The 273-nt window shown below is 30.4% G+C and carries 1 protein-coding gene; it reads right to left on the bottom strand.

The window, feature by feature from the left end; translation table 11 throughout:
• The coding region (locus tag SB822_RS57105; protein WP_410859108.1) for a hypothetical protein at window positions 1–273 on the bottom strand (273 nt) is incomplete at both ends.

Genomic DNA, 273 nt, shown 5'->3' with positions numbered 1-273 from the left:
ATGCTAATTTGACTTCAGATTCATGTGACGAATCTTGAACTATTTTTAATAATTGTGGGTAAACTACTGCAAATAAATTACTGTTTAACCCAAAGTCCCTTTGAATGTTATCTGCAGTAAGAGTTAGTAAATTTTCATCAAGTAAGATTCTTTCTAAAAATATAGTTAGATGTTGTGCATTAGATTCATTTGCTTGATTAACACTTAGCTGTTCAACTAACTCTAAATTGACCATATCTGCGGTATATTGATTATCTGTAGGTGTGATTGTAG

It is taken from the genome of Paraburkholderia sp. SIMBA_054 (assembly GCF_046534875.1).
GTDB lineage: Bacteria > Pseudomonadota > Gammaproteobacteria > Burkholderiales > Burkholderiaceae > Paraburkholderia > Paraburkholderia hospita.
The sequence above is the reverse complement of the archived record's forward strand: the minus strand, read 5'-3'. Positions and strand labels throughout refer to the sequence as shown.